The organism is Marinomonas maritima, from assembly GCF_024435075.2.
Taxonomy (GTDB): domain Bacteria; phylum Pseudomonadota; class Gammaproteobacteria; order Pseudomonadales; family Marinomonadaceae; genus Marinomonas; species Marinomonas maritima.
In genome coordinates this window covers 976,775-994,121 of the sequence record NZ_JAMZEG020000001.1, presented here as the reverse complement: position 1 = coordinate 994,121, position 17,347 = coordinate 976,775, and the positions used below count along the sequence as shown (strand labels likewise).

Genomic DNA, 17,347 nt, shown 5'->3' with positions numbered 1-17,347 from the left:
AGTCTATAGCGTATTTTAACCCTAGCTAAAACTAGGCTTTACTATATTGTCTAAGCCGTCACAGGTATGATGACGCGTTCTGATACTTTTCAAACTTTCGACTTATTACCGGACATTTTTATGAACGACGAGATCAACTACACAAACAATCCCCTACACGGTCTGGGTTTACAAGAACTGCTCACCCAGATAGTTGATCATTACGGTTTTGAGATTCTCTACGCTTATCTGAACATCAACTGTTTAAAGACTAACCCGAGCATTGAATCCAGTGTGAAATTTCTCAAGAAAACAGATTGGGCGCGGGAGAAAGTTGAAATTTTCTATCTGTATAAATATAAAAATTTGCCTCGGGTTTCCTCTGAGCAATTTGAACTGCCACCCAGAAAGCGGATTATCCCTGAAGGCCAGACACCTCGCGAACCCGCTGAACTGAGTTTCGAAGATGCTGAACGTGTACGAGAAAAACAGGCGCTGAAAGCGGCTGAGCACGGCAAGACAAAAAATTATCGTAACAGCATGTCTGACAATCAGCGTGGAAGATATTCAAAAAAATAGGACGCCCTGTCTAAAATACCATTATTTAAGGGGTCGGATTAAGTACACAATTCCAGAAACTAACCCATCTATAAAAATCAGGTTGTTAGCAACGCCCCATGCCAACCTCCTGATCCTCACTCGGCTTTTGTCACGTCTTTTATAAGAGAGACGACCAAGTTCGATTATGTCATTGCCACTTTGGTTGTTTACTGCCCATAATTGCCATGGCTACATAAAAATAATTGAGCCACACCATATTTATTGTTGTTTTTTATAAGCCATTTTTTATTTAGCCTATCCATAAACAACAATAAAGAGAGAGCAGTATGTCTTCAACAAAGCGTTATTTTGAACAGCCTAGTCGATTTAGTGATGCCGAGTGGAAAACTCGAGTAGACCTAGCCGCCATGTATCGGATTTTTGCCTACCTCAAATGGGACGAAGCCATTTACAACCACATTTCGCTTCGTGTACCTGGAGAAAATGATCACTACTTAATCAACCCTTTTGGCTTACATTACAGTGAAGTCACCGCTTCTAACCTGGTAAAAGTAGATTTAAAAGGCAATATCATTGGTCATTCAGATTGGCCGATTAATCCAGCCGGTTTTACCTTTCACAGCGCCATTCACGACAAAGTAGAAGACGCGCATTGTGTGATGCATGTTCATACGACGCCGACATTGGCCGTCTGTTGTTTAGAAGAAGGGATTTCTTACAGCAATTTCTACTCCGCACAAATTTACGACAAAGTGTCTTACCATGATTTCGAAGGCATCACCCTTCATATGGAGGAAGGCCAACGAATTTTAGACAGCGCCAATGGCAACCCTATTTTAATGCTTCGCAACCACGGCCCTGTCATTATGGGGGCGACATTGGCTCAAGCCTTCTCTCTAATGTGGTTAGTCAATCGCGCGTGCGAAGTACAATTGGCGTCTATGTCCATGGGCAAGGTACGAGAAATTCCTGAAGATATTTGTCGAAAATGCACCGCAGACTCTCTGCCATTAGACCCTAAATACGGTGCGGGTGAAGACGTTTTTGCCGCCATGAAACGCATTATCGAAAAACAAGATCCTTCCTATAAGCAATAACTTCCATTAAAAAAGCCACTATCTACTTAAATAGTGGCTTTTACATTGCAATATAAAAGAAGGGAAAATGTTTACTGACTTAAGTCACTGACATTTTTTCTAAAGTGAGCAAGCGCCGCTTTTGCATCGACCTTACGATCAGAAACAGAATTAATCCATTCTTGATCTATGCCTTTCTCTAATTCATCCATGTCTTTTACGAGTGCATCCTCTTTAGAAAGATACACCACGTTAACACCACTCGCTTTGGCTTCTAATATGCCTTCATCATCCGCTTTGCCCCATGCCGCGCCAGCCAGCCTTGAGAGTTTTTCACCAGAGACACTCATGATCGCTTCTTGGTCTTTTTTACTAAGACCTTCGAACGTATCTGGATTCATTACAATACTAAAAGCGGTTGTATATAACCCCTTAGGAAAGAGCACAAGATCGGTTGTTACTTCACTTAAGCGAAGTGTTTTTTGCTGCTCAGCCGGTAAAAATGTACCGTCAACAACGCCTTGTTGCATTAATTCATACGATTTAGGCGCGGGTGCAGAAATAGGCGTCACGCCTAAACGCTCTGCCAAAACATTAACTAAGCCGCCACCCACACGCATTTTTTTGCCTTTTAAATCTTCCAATGAATTAACCGGAAAAGTCGTATTCAGCTGACCAGGACCGTGGACAAATAAAGCCAGTAAGTGAAGGCCTCTAAATTCTTGATCGGCTTTAAAATAGGCGTCATAAGTACGCCACAATGCGACGGAGCCAACTTCCGCGTCGGTGATTTCACCCGGAATTTCAGCCACACTGGCTAACTTAAATCGACCCGGTATATAAGCGTTAACACTGAACCCCGCATCAAAAACGCCATCTTCCACGGCGTCAAAGATTGTTTTAGGCGAACCCGTATAATTTTCAATCACCACTTCAACACGCCCTTCCGTGGCGGTTTCAACCCATTCTTTCCACGTAGGCCAAACAACCGCATTCTGCGCGCTTGTTGGTGGCAACCACGTCGCCACATGCAAGGTCGTTGTTGCCGCTGACGTCATGCCTGATACAAAAACAGAAGCGCCACACACCGCCCACAGTAGGTTTTTTTTAAAACTCATCATTTTTATTATTCCTATAGTTAATGATTTGCATTGATAAACATTCATATCTCTTTAAAAAATGGTTCTTTATAAAATCAGCTCTCTTTTATTACCGATTATTAAAAAATCAAAAAACATCTTCATTCCCTAACATCCCCTAAATAGGCAATAAAACACCTCAGTCGTATAAAAAATTAGGTAAGAACATAGACACTGGTACGATGAAAACGATGATCAAAAGGCGAATAATATCCACGCACCAGAATGGCGTAACCCCTTTAAAAATCGTGCCTGCTTTGACATCTTTTAAAACCGCGCTTAATACAAAGACATTCATCCCCACCGGCGGTGTAATTAAACTTATCTCCGTCACCACAACGACAACAATGCCAAACCAAACAAGATCAAAACCTAAGCTGGATACCAGAGGATAAAAAACGGGGACGGTCAGTAACAGCATGGAAAGACTTTCAAACACCATTCCAAGAACGATGTAAATCATCAAGATAACCATAATCACCAACATAGGACTCAGCTCTAATGAGGTGACAAAGCTTAATAAGGCATCCGGTAGGCCCGCTCGAGTAATAAAGTCTGAAAAGATAAACGCCCCAATGACGACACAAAACAGCATGGCCGACGTTCTTGTGGTGTCCACTAACGTTTCAAATATTTCTCCAAAGCTCAAACTGCGTCGCGCCAAGCCAATGATTAATGCCCCACTAGCGCCTATTCCAGCCGCTTCAGTCGGCGTAAATACGCCCAAGTAGATACCGCCCATCACAATAGTAAAGAGCACTAAAACACCCCAAATGTTTTTTAGCGCAATGATCCGTTCTTTAACACTCATGCGCTCTCCGGCTGGACCGGCATCAGGGTTTCGCCAAACAACGTAACGAACAGCGCACATATACAGAAAAATGCCCAACACGCCGGGAATAAACCCAGCCGCAAACAATTCACGAATACTGGACTGTGTTAGCAAGCCATAAATAACAAGAATAACGCTGGGAGGAATTAATATGCCGAGGGTGCCACCCGCGGCAATAGAGGCCGTTGCCAGACTGTCAGCGTAACCAAACTTACGCATGGGTGGCATGGCCACTTTTGCCATGGTGGCAGACGTTGCTAAACTGGAGCCACAAATAGCGGAAAAACCACCGCAAGCCAACACCGTCGACATGGCCAACCCGCCCTTTCTATGACCTAAAAAAGCATAAGAGGCGTTATACAACTCCTGTGACAAACCTGAACGGGTAACGAAATTCCCCATTAAAATAAACAAAGGAATCACCGACAAATTGTAGTCTTGTACGGTTTCTATGACCCGACTGGACGCCAGAGTTAACGAGGCAGTCCAACGAAAAGAGAGCACATTGTCAAAACTTAATCCCTGCAAAATAGCAAAGCCGAAAAAACCCACAACCCCCATCGCAAAAGCAATAGGCATACGAATCACCAGAATCAAAATCAAAAGAACGGCAAAGCCTATTAATACAACTGACATGCTACTCTCCAAACTGCTGTGTTTCGTTATTGCCTTTCAGCACGCGATACGCACCATAAGTGAGCATGCACGCCGCTGTTACCCAGCTCATAATGGCGATGTACTCTGTCAAATATCCGGTTGGTATCTGTAGATATTCCGTTACTTCTTCACGACGCAGCGAGCGCTCTGCTAATTCATAAATGCGAAGTGCTAAGAAGTAAAACGAAGAAGAAACAATAAAGACCGAAAAGATCCCAAGAACCTTAACGATGCGATTGCCTAAAATATGATCCAATAAATCCACGACGACGTGACTGCCACGCCATGTAATTAATGGCATTTGAGCAAAAACAATGATGGCTAGCCCCATTTGAGTAAGCTCAAAGGCACCATTCACCGAATTATTAAAAAGATAGCGACCCGCCACATCCAAAGAGGTCAGTACCATTAATAAAAACAAAACCGTTGCAGAAATCACTTCTAAACCCAACCCAATCCAGCGGTATATATTGGGTTCTGGATAATGCTTATCCATCCAGTTTTTCATCGACATAACAGCTCCTAAACGCTCTTATTATTGTTATTAGGCTACGTGTGAAAAATCAAAAATAGGGTGGATAAACCACCCTTTTAGACTCAATCCAATTGTTTTTTAACCAAGGTTAAAATGTCGTAACTGGCAACCAGTTCATCATGTTGATTCGTGACTTGAACGTCCCACACCACCACACCTTGAGGTTCGCCTTTTGGGCTTAATTTGCCTTGATCAATTTTACGTTTGCACGTTAAGCGAGCACGAATGGTGTCTCCTATTGGCACAGGCGTAATGAATCGCAAGGTATCCAAGCCGTAATTGGCCAACACAGGGCCTTCACCCGGCGAAACAAATAGCCCTGCCGCCGCAGACAATACAAAGTAACCGTGGGCGATACGCTGCTCAAACTGAGAATCACGCGCGGCAATGTCGTCAAAATGCATGTAAAAATGATCGCCAGACAAACAACCAAAGTTTACTATGTCGGTTTCCGTAACAGTGCGTCGATGAGTCAGCAAAGACTCACCAATTCGAAGATCTTCGAAGTATCGACGGAAAGGATGAACATCACTTTCATACGTTTCACCACCACGAACATATTCTCCGGTGACCGCTGATAGCATGGTGGGGGAACCCTGAATAGCAGCACGTTGCATATAGTGTTTTACGCCACGTATCCCACCCAACTCTTCACCGCCACCAGCGCGACCTGGGCCGCCATGTTTTAGCATTGGTAACGGAGAGCCGTGACCGGTGGATTCTTTAGAGGAGGCTTCATTCAAAATATGCACTCGGCCATGCCATGCCGCTAAAGCGGGTACTACTTTTCTCGCAATCTCAGGGTCTTGAGTCACTAACGTTGTTACCAAAGAACCCTTACCGCGAGCAGCAAGCGCAATCGCGTGGTCGATATTTTTATAAGGCATTAAGGTACTGATTGGACCGAACGCTTCTATGTCGTGCGCGCCACCTTCGGCATCTGGATCATTGCTAAGCAACAAGGTAGGTTGCACAAAAGCGCCTTTTTCTGAGCCTTTTCCTAAAAGCTCAAAACCTTCTTGATGCCCATAAACAACCTGACTGCTTTTTAATAACTGCTCAAGCTGTGCCAAAACGTCTTCTTTTTGCTCAAAAGAAGCCAATGCCCCCATGCGTACTGTGTCTAAATGCGGATCGCCAATAGACACTTTTGCAAGACGTGCGGTTAGGCGTTCAGAAACCGCCTGCACTTGATTTTCGGGGATCAATACACGACGTATAGCGGTACATTTTTGCCCCGCTTTCACCGTCATTTCCCGTGCGACTTCTTTGATGAAAAGATCAAACTCAGGGCTATCTACAGATACGTCCGGCGCTAAGATGGCGCAGTTCAACGAATCAGCTTCGGCATTAAAAGGAATGGAATTATTGATGATATTAGGCGTGACTTTTAATTTGGCTGCGGTGCTTGCAGAGCCTGTGAAGGTCACCACATCTTGACCATCCAAGCGATCTAATAAGTCGCCAGTACGACCAATGATTAACTGCAAACTGCCTTCTGGTAACAGTCCAGATTCCTGCATCAAGCGCACACAAGCTTGCGTCAAATAGGAAGTAGATGTTGCCGGCTTAACAATACACGGCATGCCCGCCAAAAAGTTCGCCGCGAATTTTTCTAACATGCCCCAAATTGGGAAGTTAAAAGCATTGATATGTACAGCAACACCTTGGCGAGGCACCAAAATATGCGAACCGAAAAACTGACCATCACGACCTAAAGGAAAAGCATCATCTTCGTGGATCAGGTTACCAGATGGCAACTCACGTCGACCGACGCTTGCGTAGGCAAACAGCGTACCGGCACCACCTTCAATGTCTACCCAGCTATCATTTCGAGTCGCACCCGTTAATAAGGAAATAGCGTATAACGATTCTTTATGTTCCAGTAAATATTTGCCTAAGTCGCGCAAACAAGACGCGCGACTCTGAAAATCCATCGCCATCAAAACAGCGCGGCCTTTGGTGCGAGCAAATTCCAGTGAACGGCCAAAATCAATCGTTTCAGCGTGTGTGTGATAAATCGTTTCCCCGTTGACAGGGCTAGCTAATGCTTGTCCAGCTTGATTACCTAACCACTCCCCAGCAATAAAACTTTGTAGTACTGGGCTTTGTGAAACTGAGCTTTGTAAAATAGAGCTTTGGCTCATAATGTTCTCCATCGATGGTCTATTTGCCACCGTCATCTTTGTTGTTTTTATGATGTCTCGTTCTTTCATAGTCAGGCGAGTGATCAAGCCGAATTAGACTTGGTCAAAATCCAGCACAACTTTTTTGGACACAGGGTAAGACTGGCAAGAAAGCACATAACCCGCTTCCACTTCGTAGTCCTCAAGACCAATACTAATGTCCATGTCCACCTCGCCTTCAATCACCTTGCATTTACAGGTAGAACACACGCCTGCTCGACACGAAAACGGCAGGTCTGCACCATGCTCGTTACCCGCATTTAGCACGTTTTCGGTATTCTGTTTAAGCTCAAAGCTCATTGCATGACCATCACGAATCACTGTAATTTCCGACATATCCGCATTGGCAGCTGCTTGTGCTCGCTGCTCGCGTTTGCGCTCATTACCTTCGGCAGCAAACAGTTCAAAATGGATATTTTCTTCTGGTGTACCGGACTCTTTTAAAAGGTCTTTCACCATTTCTGTCATGGATTGAGGTCCACAAATAAACGCACCATCAAGGTTTTTCACATCGACCCAACGGGCAAACAAAGCACGGCATTTATCTTCATCAATGTGGCCGTTGTACAAATCGATATCTTGTTGTTCGCGACTCAAGACAAAAATCAGATTCAAACGATCCATATAAGTGTTTTTTAGATCGGCAAGTTGATCTCGGAACATGGTGGAAGAAGTGGAACGATTACCATATAAAAGCGTGACTTTACTGTGTGGCTCAGTGGCCAAGGTCGTTTTTGCAATAGACAAAATGGGGGTAATCCCACTGCCTGCGGCAACCAATAAATAGTCACCATGACGGACAGGATCAAGCTCTGAATAGAAATGCCCTAGCGGTGGCATAACCTCAAGAACATCACCGATGTTAATGGAATCATTAGCAAAGGTGGAAAAAAGGCCATCAGGCACACGCTTTATGGCCACTCGCATTTCATTGTCTTGAACGCCACTGCAAATAGAATAAGAACGACGTACTTCTTGCCCATCAATTTGGGTACGCAGTGTCAAAAATTGACCTTGTTTAAATTGATAGCTCTGCGCTAAATCCTCAGGGATATCAAAAGCGAGCGAAATAGAATCACGCGTTTCACGACGTAAATCTGAAACGGTAAGTGAGTGAAATTGATTCATCTGTGTCTCCACGGCCACGTTATTTTTATCTATGGCTCAAATGCATTTAAAATAATCAAACGGTTCTAAACAGGACTTACACCGATACAAGGATTTGCACGCTGTCGAGCCGAATTCACTTAATTGTTCAGTGTCTTCACTACCACAATTTGGGCATTCAACTTGTGTTATTCCCGACAACAAAGAGCGCTTACTTGAGCTCCCAACAGGCGGTGCAATCCCGTAGGCTTTAAGGCGATTTCGACCCTGTTTAGTAATCCAATCGGTTGTCCAAGCTGGGGCCAAACGCTGCGATACTTTAGGACGTGAAAAACCGGCATCTTGCAGTGCATCGCGTATCGCGGTTTCGATATATTCCGTCGCAGGACAACCTGAATACGTTGGTGTCACCACCACATAAAGGTGCCCATCCAACCAGCTGACGTCACGTACGATGCCAAGATCCATCACACTTACCACAGGCACTTCAGGGTCCATGACGTCTTCCAGCACGCTATAGGCTTGCTGGATATCGGTCTCGCTCCCTGAACGACCTTGCTGGTCAGTGGTAATTAACTCACCAGCTTGCATCAGGATACGCTCGTTGTAGGAACTGCATTTCTGCCAATAACATCCCCAAATGCTCTGTATGCATGCCTGTTCGAGCACTCAAATAGAAAGTGCTTGGCGCGTCAGGAACCGTTAACGTCGCTTTAGCGAATACCTCGTTTACTGTCGCTAGCCACTTTTCTGGCAATTCAGTCAGCGCTGGAATATTGCCTGATTCAGACAGCGCCAATTCAGCGCCATTTTTTTCAACCAGTTCAAAGGTAAAACGCCAAACGACATCGACCGCTTTTTCCATACGCTGATGGCTTTCTTCGGTACCGTCACCTAAGCGTTCAACCCATTGAGAGGAACGACGCAAATGGTAAGTCACTTCTTTTAGTGACTTCGCTGCAATCGCCGCAATCCGTTCATCGTTTGCGCCTTTTAGCATGGTCAGCAGGTGAAACTGCCAAGCGTCATAAAAAAACTGCTTCGTCATGGTGACGGCAAAGTCACCGTTAGGCTGCTCTACCAATAACAAATTACGAAACGCACGCTCATCACGTCGAAACGCTAATGTATCGGCATCGGTACCGTCGTTAATTCGCTCAGCGGCGTATTCATACCAATTGCGAGCCTGACCAACTAAGTCAAGGCCAACGTTCATCATGCCCATTTCTTCTTCAAGCGCTGGAGCACGACCTGTCAACTCGCATAAGCGCTGAGCTTGAATCAAGGCGCTATCGCCAAGGCGCAATAAAAATTCGGTTAATTCATCGTATTTAGTCATAACCACCTCACATATGCCCTACTTCATCAGGCAGCTCATAAAAGCTGGCATGACGATAGACTTTGTCTTCCGATGGATCGAATAAAGGCTCTTTCTCATCACTCGCAGTTGCTGTGATTAATGCCGATGGCATAACCCAAATACTCACACCTTCATTTCGACGGGTGTAAAGATCACGGGCGTTTTCAATGGCCATTTCGGCATCCACTGCGTGAACGCTGCCAACATGCTTGTGATTTAGGCCGTGTTTACTACGGATAAATACTTCAAAAAGTGTCCATTCAGACATGAGAGATACCTCAAATTAGTTAGGCAGCAGCCTGTTGTTTTTGTTTTTTGTTTGCATGAGCTACCGCCGCTTCACGGACCCAAGCGCCGTCTTGAATGGCATTTCGGCGCGTTTCCAATCGCTCACGATTACAAGGGCCATTGCCTTTGAGAACCTCGTAGAATTCTTCCCACTGAATCTCACCAAAATCGTAGTGACCACGCTCTTCATTCCATTTCAAATCAGGGTCTGGAACGGTGCAGCCCAATAGCTCTAGTTGCGGAATGGTTTGGTCGATAAAGCGTTGACGCAGTTCGTCGTTGGTATGGCGTTTGATTTTCCAAGCCAGTGATTGCGCAGAGTTAGGCGATTCCGCATCACTTGGGCCAAACATCATTAAAGATGGCCACCACAAGCGATTAATCGCATCTTGCACCATGTCTTTTTGTGCTTGGATGCCATGGCGCATCATGTGCAAAAGGATTTCGTAGCCTTGACGTTGATGAAAGCTTTCTTCTTTGCATACTCGGATCATGGCACGGGAATAAGGGCCGTACGAAGTACGCTGAAGGGGGACCTGATTGACAATCGCAGCGCCATCGACCAACCAACCCACAGCGCCCATATCGGCCCAATTAAGTGTTGGGTAGTTAAAAATACTCGAATACTTAGCACGGCCGGAATGAAGTTTTTCAATTTCTTCATCACGATCCGCTCCAAGCGTTTCCATCGCGCTATACAAATACAAACCATGTCCCGCTTCATCCTGAATTTTAGCCATCAGTTGTAACTTGCGTTTCAAGGTAGGCGCGCGGGTCACCCAATTGCCTTCTGGCAACATACCCACAATTTCAGAATGCGCATGCTGGGAAATTTGACGGATCAACGTTTTACGGTAGCTATCTGGCATCCAGTTTTTAGCCTCGATCTTAATCTCGGCATCAATTTTTTCCTGAAACGCTTTTTCTTCTGGCCCCATTTCAGCTAAGGGTTTTACGGTTTTCGCCCCTGTTTCAACTTGTTGTGCGTACATGAGAACATCTCCAATATCGTAGAAATAAGTCATTTTATTAATAATAGAATAGACTAATGATACATAAATTCAAGTCAATTTTTATATTTGTGTATCACTTAATTCTTTGGTTTTTTGACAACAAAAACCCTAGCCTCTTAAAATAAGAGGCTACTCTTTATCAAATGGAGACATTAATTAAACAGAAATTCTCTCATCGTAAACATGCTTAGCCTTACCCTCTGAACGAGCTATACTGCCTATTTCTCTAAGCTTAACGTTAATACTGATCCCTACAGACGACTTCACATGGTGACGCAATTCATTAATGGCACTATTGATTTTTTGCTCATCAAAACCCGCACAGTCAGGACGCAGCTCAACATGCACATCCATACCATCCATATTACCTTTACGATACAGATGTATTTCATAGCTTTCTGAAAAGTGATTTACTTTAATCACTTCTTCTTCAATTTGCGTGGGAAAGACGTTCACACCACGAATAATCATCATGTCGTCGCTACGGCCAGTAATTTTATCAATGCGGCGCATACGGCGAGCGGTTCCCGGCAACAGGCGAGTTAAATCCCGCGTACGGTAACGAATCATTGGCAAAGCTTCTTTGCTTAAGCTGGTAAATACCAATTCCCCCATCTCACCATCTGGCAACACCTCACCCGTATTCGGATCGACAATTTCAGGATAAAAATGGTCTTCCCATACGGTTGGGCCATCTTGGCTTTCTGCGCACTCCATCGCCACGCCCGGCCCCATAATTTCAGATAAGCCATAAATATCCATCGCCCGAATACCGGCACGCTCTTCTACTGAGCGACGTAATTCTTGAGTCCATGGCTCCGCCCCAAAAATTCCCAAGCGCAGTTTGAGCCCAAGCGGATCGATACCTTGCTTTTCCATTTCGTCTAGTAAATTCAACATATAAGAGGGCGTCACCATAATAATGTCAGGCTGGAAATCCTGAATCAGACGCACTTGTTTTTCTGTCTGCCCACCAGACATAGGAATAACCGTACAACCAAGACGCTCGGCGCCATAATGCGCACCCAAGCCGCCAGTAAACAGGCCGTAACCATAGGCATTGTGCAACATATCGCCTTTACGCCCGCCCGCAGCACGAATCGAACGAGCCACTATATTGGCCCAATTATCGATGTCATTTTGCGTGTAACCCACCACCGTCGGCTTACCGGTTGTACCGCTTGATGCATGAAGGCGAACCACTTGATTCATCGGCGTTGCAAACATACCGTAGGGATAATTATCTCGTAGGTCTGACTTTGTCGTGAAAGGTAATTTTGCAATGTCATCCAACGATTTAATGTCGTCAGGATGCAAACCCAGCTGGTCAAAACGCTGTTTATACATAGGAACATTGTTATAAGCGTGACGAACAGTCCACTGCAAACGCTCTAACTGATGCGCCCGCAACTCATCAATACTGGCTGTTTCCATTGGATCAAGTTGATCTGGATTAAACCGACTACGAATATCCATTGTTGCGCTCTCTCTGTTATTATTTTTAGAATTCATGACTGCATTAGTTCTCGCAATGCAGCCTTTATTATTTTGATTGATAAGTTAATTAAGTCGCTCAATTACCATCGCAATCCCCTGCCCAACGCCAATACACATGGTGCACAAGGCATAACGCTTATTTTTACTTTCCAACTCATTTAGCGCCGTCGTAATAAGCCGCGCACCACTCATTCCCAATGGATGACCTAACGCAATAGCGCCACCATTAGGGTTAACGCGGGCATCGTCATCCGCCAAGCCAAGCTCTCGCAACACCGCCAACCCTTGCGATGCAAAGGCTTCATTTAACTCAATAACATCCATGTCATCTAAGGTCAGACCCACTTGCTCAAGTACCTTCTTAGACGCTGGAGCGGGACCAATGCCCATAATACGAGGCTCAACTCCTGCCGCCGCCATACCCAACACTCGACCACGTGCTTTTAAACCATAAGTTGATGCGGCTTCTTCGCTTGCCAATAACAAGGCACAAGCGCCGTCGTTAACACCAGACGCATTACCTGCTGTCACCGACCCTTTGCCATCGCGACGAAAAGGCGTAGCAAGATTCGACAAGGCTTCCAAACTGCTGTCTGCACGAGGATGCTCATCCTGACTGACAACGATTGGATCACCTTTACGTTGCGGAATCACAACGGGGATAATCTCTTTTTCTAAACGCCCATTTTCTTGAGCGACCGCGGTTTTTTGCTGACTGCGCAAAGCGAATAAATCTTGATCTGCGCGGGAAATATTAAACTCTTCCGCCACGTTTTCAGCGGTTTCAGGCATAGAATGCGTACCGTATTGATCTGCCATCAACTTGTTAACAAAGCGCCAACCGATCGTCGTGTCGTACATGTCCGCTTGACGAGAGAAAGCTTGATCCGCTTTCCCCAGCACAAAGGGCGCCCGTGACATAGACTCAACTCCACCGGCAATCATCAAACCCGCTTCACCCGCACGAATGGTTCTGGCTGCCAAGCCAACCGCATCCATACCAGAACCACACAAACGATTGATCGTCGAGCCGGGAACACTGTGTGGAAGCCCTGAAAGCAAAGAAGACATTCGAGCCACATTACGATTGTCTTCACCTGCTTGGTTCGCACAGCCATACAAGACATCATCTACTTTTGACCAATCAACCGTCGGGTTTCGATCCATTAGAGATTTAATTGGAATAGCACCCAAATCGTCTGCCCTGACTTTAGAAAGCGCACCACCGTAACGCCCAATCGGCGTACGGATAGCATCAATAATAAGAGCATCAGTCATTTACGTTCTCCTGTGAAAGAATCTCGCCTTTAATTCGATAAGATTTACCGTGAAATATGGCGATCAATTGATCTTGTTGGTTATAAATCTCGACATCGTAGTTTCCTGTGCGTCCACCACGACTTTTTTCACAGCAACTTGCGGTAAGCACATCACCTTGATAAGCAGGTGCGACGTAATCAATAGAACAACCCAGCGCAACGGTCGGCTGGTTGTAGGTATTACAAGCAAACGCAAAAGCAGAATCTGCCAAAGTAAACATATAACCGCCGTGACACGTTTTATGCCCTTGCAACATAAAGTCCTGCACTGTCATGCGAACCTTAGACTGACCCGGTGCAGAAAATAGTAACTCGATACCTAAATGCTGAGTGGCGACATCTCGCTCGTACAAAGCTTGCGCGCAACGCTCAGCAAGCTGCACTTTCACTTGTTCTTCATTAAGCTTGGCCATGGAAATTTCCCTCTAACACAGCGATTCGACGCATTAATAAAGAAGGACGATAGCGGTCCTCACCATAGGACTGCTGCAAGTTACGCAACACCGCTTCTATCTCGGTAACGCCTATAGAATCTGCCCACGCCAATGGACCTTTGGGGTAATTCAGGCCAAAATACATGGCCGTATCAACGCCTTCTGCGGATGCGACGCCTTGTAAAACCGCATCGGCTGCTTCGTTCGCCAACATGGCGACCGTTCGCATCACCACCAATGCGGGTGAGTCCGTGACTTCACTTACCTTAATGCCGGCCAAATCAAAACACTGAACAACATCATTAAACGCCTCTTCGGATGTCGATGCGGAACGACTCAAGGCAATATGCGTTGCGCTCCGATAATCCAACGCCAAATCCACCAAAACAAGATCGCTCAACTGTTCATCTTTGGCTCGTTGACACGCCATACGTCCATCGGTCAATGCAAGTAAAGCACCGCCAACTTTCAGACAACCTTTGGCCATCCCAGAAACGCGTGTTATCTGAACACCCGCCTGAGACAAACGTTCAAGCAATCCTGCAAGATGACCCATTTCCTCAGAAGCTTCGCACTTAATACGACTAGCATGATTCGACGATGAAACAGAGACGACTTGCGCCTCTGGCTTTTCAGCCCCTTCTTGGTATGAATAAAAACCTTGGCCGGTTTTCCGCCCTAAATAGCCAGCATCCACCAAGTCTTTTTGAATCAAAGACGGTTGAAAACGGAAATCGCCATAATAAGCATCGAACACGGAACAGGTGACGGCATAGTTCACATCGTGACCTATCATGTCCGTCAACTCGAAAGCGCCCATTCGAAAGCCACCAGCGCCCCTTAACAAAGCATCCAGAGTCGCACAGTCGGCCACTTGCTCTTGTCGTAAGCGGAAGCTTTCCGCGTAAAAAGGACGCGCCACTCGATTGACAATAAAACCCGGCGTAGACGCCGCATAAACTGGCTTCTTACCCCAATTTAATGCTGTTTCATAAAGGCAGGTTGCCACATTAGAATCCGTTGCCAAACCAGACACCACTTCAACCAGTTTCATAATGGGTGCCGGATTAAAGAAATGCATGCCAACCATACGTTCTGGGTGCTTCATTCCCGCCGCTAAACGGGTAATAGAAATAGAGGAGGTATTACTGGCTAAAATACAGTCTGCAGCGCAAACCAATTCCAAGGTGTCAAAAATGCTTTTCTTGATGTCGATATTTTCGACAATAGCCTCCACTACCAATCCAGTATCCGCCAAATCGTTCAGCGAATCTGCCACATGCAATCGAGCCAATGTTTGCTGTACTTGTTCTGAAGTGAATTTTTTACGCTCTACCAACTTCGCCATCTGCTTCGTCATTAGATCGATAGCAGATTGAGCAACCCCTTCTCGATTGTCATACAGCTTAACTTGATGACCCGCCTGGGCAGCTACTTGAGCAATTCCCGCGCCCATCGCACCGGCACCAATCACCCCAACAACCGCACTTTGTTTCAAGGCAGGCATGATTATTCTCCCTTAAATTCTGGCGTACGTTTCTCCATAAAGGCTTTTACGCCTTCACGGTAATCCTGCGTCTGACCCGCCATACGCTGCAAATCACGCTCAACATCGAGTTGAGTATTAAAATCATGATCAAAACTTTGATTGAGTGCGCGCTTAACAAAAGACAAACCTTTGGTCGGCTGAGTGGCCAGACGACGCGCCAAAGACATGGCCTCTTCGCGTAAATCTTCATCGTCTACGACTTTATAAATCATTCCCCATTCCAGCGCTTTTTCCGCCATCAATGGCTCTCCCAGCAGCGCCAACTCTTTGGCTCTTGCCATACCGATCAAGCGCGGTAAAAACCAGGTTCCACCTGAATCAGGTATCAAACCAATTTTGCAAAAAGCCTGAATAAACTTGGCAGAACGCGCAGCTATAACCAGGTCGCACGCCAAAGGAATATTCGCCCCAGCACCTGCCGCCACACCATTAACTGCACATATCACTGGCATTGGAAAAGCCTGCAATTGCTTAATCAGCGGGTTATAAAAACGCTCAATTGAAATACCCAGATCAGGTGACGCAGCACTAGGATCAACATTTCGATCAGACAAGTCTTGTCCAGCACAGAAGCCTCGTCCCTCAGCCGTTAAAACCAGCACCCTAACCTGCTTGTCTTTTAGAGCGGATTTTAGTGCTTGCTGCACTTCAAGGTGCATAGCCTCATTAAAGCTATTAAGCGCTTTGGGGCGATTTAAACTCAATAATGCAACACCAGAATCAACCGTATATAGAATATGTTCGAAGCTCATTTACTATTGCCTCTCTAAGAATTGAAAAATAACACCCAAAAAATTAGCGACCAGAAAAGTTTGGTTGACGTTTTTCTTTAAACGCCAGAATTCCTTCTTTCCTATCTTCGGTACCTGCCAACACGGTAAAAGCATGGCGCTCAAAACGCAGGCCTGTTGCCAAATCAGTATCCATGCCTTTTAGAATGGATTCTTTTGCTAAGCGCACGGCAAGACTGCCTTTACTCGCAATGACTTTCGCCAAAGCCAAGGCTCTCGTAATCGTCAATTCGGGTTGGGTTATTTCACTGATGAGACCAGCATTTTTTGCCTGCTGGGCATTGATAGGTTGACCGGTGAGCACCATTTGCATGGTGAGAGATTTACCAACCGCTCGTAACAGACGTTGGGTTCCGCCTGCTCCCGGCATAATACCTAGATTGATTTCGGGTTGGCCAAATTGCGCATCGCGACCTGCTATTAAAATGTCTGCATGCATGGCCAACTCACACCCACCACCAAGACAGTAGCCATTAACGGCCGCAATCACCGGTTTAGAGAAGCGAGTGATACGCTGCCAATATTGCTGACGAGGATCATTTAGCATATCAACGAGATCACGTTCTGCCATTTCGTTGATGTCAGCTCCCGCGGCAAACGCTTTCGAGCTTCCAGTAAGAACCAAAACTCGAATATCGTCCGACGCCTCAGCCACATCCATGACATCGGATAATTCTGCCAATAGCCCTGTCGTTAGTGCATTCAATGCTTCTGGACGGTTCAACTGTACCAACTGAACCCCACTCTCCGCCTGATGCACAATCAATGATTGATAGTTTTTATTTGTCATTTGATTCAAACACTCGATCTTATTGTTATTAATTCGCTCAGCCAAACACACTCTAGTGAGCTCAATCACGTTTCACTTAATATAAAGATGAACCATAATTAGATACAAAACAATAATAAATTTAATTTTTTACGTATCCCTTTAGTTAAACAATCAAATAAAACCAACCAAGAAAAGGTAAATATATTTACAAATCAAATACTTAAATCTAAAAATAATGATTTTAAATTCATT

The 17,347-nt window shown here is 45.4% G+C and carries 17 protein-coding genes; 2 read left to right on the top strand and 15 right to left on the bottom strand.

Annotation, left to right across the window (positions count from 1 at the left end; genetic code table 11):
* Positions 1–120: 120 nt before the first annotated feature.
* Complete coding sequence (locus M3I01_RS04780) at positions 121–558, top strand: VF530 family protein (protein WP_255894444.1); 438 nt, start codon at positions 121–123, stop codon at positions 556–558.
* 308 nt (positions 559–866) lie between these two features.
* Entirely contained in the window at positions 867–1,637 is a 771-nt protein-coding gene (locus tag M3I01_RS04775) for a class II aldolase/adducin family protein (protein WP_255894443.1), read from the top strand.
* Between the two features lie 71 nt (positions 1,638–1,708).
* Here M3I01_RS04775 and M3I01_RS04770 read toward each other — a convergent pair whose 3' ends face one another.
* The 15 genes from M3I01_RS04770 to paaF all read right to left on the bottom strand — a co-directional run bounded on the left by M3I01_RS04770 (position 1,709) and on the right by paaF (position 17,113).
* On the bottom strand, positions 1,709–2,737 hold the full coding sequence (locus tag M3I01_RS04770) for a TRAP transporter substrate-binding protein (RefSeq protein WP_275564943.1): 1,029 nt from the start codon (positions 2,735–2,737) through the stop codon (positions 1,709–1,711).
* Between the two features lie 157 nt (positions 2,738–2,894).
* A complete protein-coding gene (locus tag M3I01_RS04765; RefSeq protein ID WP_112140012.1) occupies positions 2,895–4,223 on the bottom strand; it encodes a TRAP transporter large permease in 1,329 nt (442 codons plus the stop codon).
* Position 4,224: 1 nt separating this feature from the next.
* Positions 4,225–4,758 (bottom strand): TRAP transporter small permease, encoded by a 534-nt coding sequence (locus tag M3I01_RS04760; RefSeq protein ID WP_255894440.1) that lies wholly within the window; start codon positions 4,756–4,758, stop codon positions 4,225–4,227.
* An 83-nt stretch (positions 4,759–4,841) separates the two neighbouring features.
* Positions 4,842–6,926 (bottom strand): phenylacetic acid degradation bifunctional protein PaaZ, encoded by a 2,085-nt coding sequence (gene paaZ, locus M3I01_RS04755; RefSeq protein WP_255894439.1) that lies wholly within the window; start codon positions 6,924–6,926, stop codon positions 4,842–4,844.
* Positions 6,927–7,019: 93 nt separating this feature from the next.
* Complete coding sequence (gene paaE, locus M3I01_RS04750; RefSeq protein ID WP_255894438.1) at positions 7,020–8,093, bottom strand: 1,2-phenylacetyl-CoA epoxidase subunit PaaE; 1,074 nt, start codon at positions 8,091–8,093, stop codon at positions 7,020–7,022.
* A 36-nt stretch (positions 8,094–8,129) separates the two neighbouring features.
* Positions 8,130–8,663, bottom strand: a complete 534-nt coding sequence (paaD, locus tag M3I01_RS04745) for a 1,2-phenylacetyl-CoA epoxidase subunit PaaD (protein ID WP_255894437.1) — start codon at positions 8,661–8,663, stop codon at positions 8,130–8,132.
* Complete coding sequence (gene paaC, locus M3I01_RS04740; RefSeq protein ID WP_255894436.1) at positions 8,650–9,411, bottom strand: 1,2-phenylacetyl-CoA epoxidase subunit PaaC; 762 nt, start codon at positions 9,409–9,411, stop codon at positions 8,650–8,652. Before paaC ends, paaD begins: the two co-directional genes overlap by 14 nt.
* A gap of 7 nt (positions 9,412–9,418) precedes the next feature.
* Positions 9,419–9,700, bottom strand: a complete 282-nt coding sequence (gene paaB / locus M3I01_RS04735; RefSeq protein ID WP_112140021.1) for a 1,2-phenylacetyl-CoA epoxidase subunit PaaB — start codon at positions 9,698–9,700, stop codon at positions 9,419–9,421.
* Between the two features lie 19 nt (positions 9,701–9,719).
* The gene (gene paaA / locus M3I01_RS04730; RefSeq protein WP_255894435.1) at positions 9,720–10,712 is read right to left on the bottom strand and encodes a 1,2-phenylacetyl-CoA epoxidase subunit PaaA; all 993 of its coding nucleotides are present in this window, start codon (positions 10,710–10,712) and stop codon (positions 9,720–9,722) included.
* Positions 10,713–10,889: 177 nt separating this feature from the next.
* A complete protein-coding gene (paaK, locus tag M3I01_RS04725; protein WP_255894433.1) occupies positions 10,890–12,209 on the bottom strand; it encodes a phenylacetate--CoA ligase PaaK in 1,320 nt (439 codons plus the stop codon).
* 84 nt (positions 12,210–12,293) lie between these two features.
* A complete protein-coding gene (gene pcaF, locus M3I01_RS04720; RefSeq protein ID WP_275564942.1) occupies positions 12,294–13,508 on the bottom strand; it encodes a 3-oxoadipyl-CoA thiolase in 1,215 nt (404 codons plus the stop codon).
* A complete protein-coding gene (gene paaI, locus M3I01_RS04715) occupies positions 13,501–13,962 on the bottom strand; it encodes a hydroxyphenylacetyl-CoA thioesterase PaaI (RefSeq protein WP_255894432.1) in 462 nt (153 codons plus the stop codon). The genes pcaF and paaI overlap by 8 nt, the downstream gene beginning before the upstream one ends.
* Positions 13,949–15,490, bottom strand: a complete 1,542-nt coding sequence (gene paaH / locus M3I01_RS04710; protein ID WP_255894431.1) for a 3-hydroxyacyl-CoA dehydrogenase PaaH — start codon at positions 15,488–15,490, stop codon at positions 13,949–13,951. Before paaH ends, paaI begins: the two co-directional genes overlap by 14 nt.
* A 2-nt stretch (positions 15,491–15,492) precedes the next feature.
* Positions 15,493–16,284: a 2-(1,2-epoxy-1,2-dihydrophenyl)acetyl-CoA isomerase PaaG gene (gene paaG / locus M3I01_RS04705; RefSeq protein ID WP_255894430.1), complete on the bottom strand. Its 792-nt coding sequence runs from the start codon at positions 16,282–16,284 to the stop codon at positions 15,493–15,495.
* A gap of 43 nt (positions 16,285–16,327) precedes the next feature.
* Complete coding sequence (paaF, locus tag M3I01_RS04700; RefSeq protein WP_255894805.1) at positions 16,328–17,113, bottom strand: 2,3-dehydroadipyl-CoA hydratase PaaF; 786 nt, start codon at positions 17,111–17,113, stop codon at positions 16,328–16,330.
* Between the last annotated feature and the right edge of the window lie 234 nt (positions 17,114–17,347).

Coding starts and splice junctions, on each gene's coding strand:
- paaE (WP_255894438.1), bottom strand. CDS start 8,093: ATGAATCAATTTCACTCACTTACCGTTTCAGATTTACGTCGTGAAACG.
- paaK (WP_255894433.1), bottom strand. CDS start 12,209: ATGGATATTCGTAGTCGGTTTAATCCAGATCAACTTGATCCAATGGAA.
- paaZ (WP_255894439.1), bottom strand. CDS start 6,926: ATGAGCCAAAGCTCTATTTTACAAAGCTCAGTTTCACAAAGCCCAGTA.
- paaI (WP_255894432.1), bottom strand. CDS start 13,962: ATGGCCAAGCTTAATGAAGAACAAGTGAAAGTGCAGCTTGCTGAGCGT.
- M3I01_RS04770 (WP_275564943.1), bottom strand. CDS start 2,737: ATGATGAGTTTTAAAAAAAACCTACTGTGGGCGGTGTGTGGCGCTTCT.
- paaC (WP_255894436.1), bottom strand. CDS start 9,411: ATGACTAAATACGATGAATTAACCGAATTTTTATTGCGCCTTGGCGAT.
- M3I01_RS04760 (WP_255894440.1), bottom strand. CDS start 4,758: ATGTCGATGAAAAACTGGATGGATAAGCATTATCCAGAACCCAATATA.
- paaB (WP_112140021.1), bottom strand. CDS start 9,700: ATGTCTGAATGGACACTTTTTGAAGTATTTATCCGTAGTAAACACGGC.
- paaA (WP_255894435.1), bottom strand. CDS start 10,712: ATGTACGCACAACAAGTTGAAACAGGGGCGAAAACCGTAAAACCCTTA.
- paaG (WP_255894430.1), bottom strand. CDS start 16,284: ATGAGCTTCGAACATATTCTATATACGGTTGATTCTGGTGTTGCATTA.
- M3I01_RS04780 (WP_255894444.1), top strand. CDS start 121: ATGAACGACGAGATCAACTACACAAACAATCCCCTACACGGTCTGGGT.
- pcaF (WP_275564942.1), bottom strand. CDS start 13,508: ATGACTGATGCTCTTATTATTGATGCTATCCGTACGCCGATTGGGCGT.
- paaD (WP_255894437.1), bottom strand. CDS start 8,663: ATGCAAGCTGGTGAGTTAATTACCACTGACCAGCAAGGTCGTTCAGGG.
- paaH (WP_255894431.1), bottom strand. CDS start 15,490: ATGCCTGCCTTGAAACAAAGTGCGGTTGTTGGGGTGATTGGTGCCGGT.
- M3I01_RS04775 (WP_255894443.1), top strand. CDS start 867: ATGTCTTCAACAAAGCGTTATTTTGAACAGCCTAGTCGATTTAGTGAT.
- paaF (WP_255894805.1), bottom strand. CDS start 17,113: ATGACAAATAAAAACTATCAATCATTGATTGTGCATCAGGCGGAGAGT.
- M3I01_RS04765 (WP_112140012.1), bottom strand. CDS start 4,223: ATGTCAGTTGTATTAATAGGCTTTGCCGTTCTTTTGATTTTGATTCTG.